This window comes from Nosocomiicoccus massiliensis, assembly GCF_000438455.1.
In the GTDB taxonomy this organism is placed as follows: domain Bacteria; phylum Bacillota; class Bacilli; order Staphylococcales; family Salinicoccaceae; genus Nosocomiicoccus; species Nosocomiicoccus massiliensis.
On record NZ_CAVG010000104.1, the window covers coordinates 1 to 2,141 of the forward strand.

The 2,141-nt window shown below is 31.8% G+C and carries 4 protein-coding genes; 1 reads left to right on the top strand and 3 read right to left on the bottom strand.

The features are described 5' to 3' along the window. Both TJ68_RS04685 and TJ68_RS04690 read right to left on the bottom strand, forming a co-directional pair. The coding region (locus tag TJ68_RS04685) for a hypothetical protein (protein ID WP_040929014.1) at positions 1-337 on the bottom strand (337 nt) is incomplete at its 3' end. Positions 338-347: 10 nt separating this feature from the next. Then, positions 348-1,241: a YitT family protein gene (locus tag TJ68_RS04690; RefSeq protein WP_081643668.1), complete on the bottom strand. Its 894-nt coding sequence runs from the start codon at positions 1,239-1,241 to the stop codon at positions 348-350. Positions 1,242-1,355: 114 nt separating this feature from the next. Here TJ68_RS04690 and TJ68_RS04695 point away from each other — a divergent pair, with 114 nt between their 5' ends. Continuing rightward, entirely contained in the window at positions 1,356-1,742 is a 387-nt protein-coding gene (locus tag TJ68_RS04695; protein WP_040929015.1) for a VOC family protein, read from the top strand. Positions 1,743-1,804: 62 nt separating this feature from the next. Here the strand turns inward: TJ68_RS04695 and TJ68_RS08765 are convergent, their stop codons facing one another. Further along, positions 1,805-1,939, bottom strand: coding sequence for a hypothetical protein (locus TJ68_RS08765; RefSeq protein WP_256374324.1), 135 nt, complete (start codon positions 1,937-1,939; stop codon positions 1,805-1,807). Positions 1,940-2,141 lie beyond the last annotated feature (202 nt).

The following is a 2,141-nucleotide window of genomic DNA, read 5'->3' on the forward strand; positions in this document are numbered from 1 at the left end:
AATGTGTTTCTAGCACTGATGAAATAACGACTTCTGAACGTGACTCAACTGGTACGATATTAATCATCGTTTTAATAATATAATCGTAACCAAATATCGTAATTTCTAGTCTTCTATTTTCGACATATTTGTTAATCTTTCCTTTATAGTCTGTTCCATTATATGTGACTACAAAAGGCGTACCTTCATCTCTCGTATTTTCATTATTTGATTCATAAGAAATACGTGACAAACCATTAATATTATTTAAAAACCATTGATCTGAATTTAAAAACTCAAACACTGTTTCTGGTAATAGCTCTACTTCTTTATTATGAAAATATAATTGTAGTTCCATCGTTCTCTCCTTAAATTATAAAGTTACCGAGCACGTCGTTTACATCGTGGACAACAACAAACGCTGATTCATCATATTTTTTAATGACACGTTTTAAACGTCCGAGCTGGTTTTTATTAATAACAACGTATAATACATCTTTGTTTTCTTGTGTATAGTATCCTCGACCATGCATGATTGTTACACCGCGTTTAATATCATTCGCAACGTGTTCAGCGAGTAATTCTGGCTTGGTTGAAATAATCGTCACTGCTTTTTTCGGATTCATACCTTCAATGATAAAGTCCATTACTTTTGTTGCGATGTATAAAGCAATGACTGTCAGTAACACACGTTCTAATGGAACGACTGTTAAACCAACTGTCACAATGATTAAGTCAAAGAACAGTAATGCATACGACACGTTTACGTCTAAGTATTTGTTCGCAATACGCGCTAGAATTGTAGTTCCAGCAGTCGTTGCACCGACTCTAAATATTAAACCAATTCCCATACCGATTAAAATACCACCAAACACCATGTTTACGATGATATTTTCAAAATCCATTTGCCAATCCGCTGTTATCCATAACATGATTGACGTCATCGGTATTGTAAATATTGTATAATACATTGCTCTACGAGATAAAAACTTAAAACCGATAGCTAATATTACAACGTTTATGAGTAAGTTCGTAAGGGCAGTAGACCAACCAAACGCATAGTAAAGTATGATCGATATACCGATGACCCCACCTTCAGCAAGGTGACCACCGATCATGAATGTATTAATCCCAATCGCAAAGACAAAAGAGCCGACGATGATAACAAACGCATTGATTAGCGTTTGAACAGTCCAATTTTTATTAAACGAAAGTTTTCGCTTATTAAAGTTTTCAACTTTTTTTCTGTTTTTTGCTATCATTTAACCGACTCCTTTTATTTTATATAACACTTTAATTTTATAAGATTTAATACGTTTAATCAATGACAGAACAGGATTAGATTCAATCAACTAACAATAGAAAGGATGTAATGAATGAAATCAATGACGCCGTTTTTGATGTTTGAAGGTCGAGCAGAAGAAGCAATTCAGTTTTACCAATCAGTTTTTAAAGATGTAGAAGTCGTTTTTATTAATTACTTTGAAAGTGGAGAAATGGCAGGCAAAGTGATGCAAAGCTTGATTACAATAAATGGTAATCCAGTCATTTTAAACGACGCGAATGTATCAGAGTCATCAAAATTTACTCCGAGTATGAGTTTCTTTATCGAATGTGACTCCATGGATGAGTTGATTACAATTTATGAAAAAATAAAATCTAAAGGATCTATATTAATGCCATTAGAGGACTATGGTTTCAGCAGACAGTTTGCATGGGTCACAGATCCATTTGGTGTATCTTGGCAATTAAACTTAATATAAAAATAAAAAACCGAAGTCTATCGACTTCGGTTTTAATCTATTTGTGTTCATAAAAATACGAATTAACCAAGTAATTTTGAGAAAATATTTGTAGATTTACGACTATTTCTTCTTTGTTTAATTGTTTTGTTGTTCAGAGCTTCTGCTTTAAACTCCTTGATACGTTGTTCAACTGGAATAATTTGAGTGCTATACAATGTTTTTTCCTCCTGTAATTTTTAATTTATTTCATGTGCTTGTTTTCTTTACTATGTATAGTATAGGCTTTATATCAACGTTTATCAAGGATTTAGTACACTGTTTTTAAAGTTTATATATTGAAAATTTTCAGTTATTTTAAATCGAAAAATTAATATATGAAATATATTTTCAGAACATTTAAAACCCGAACTCTTTTAT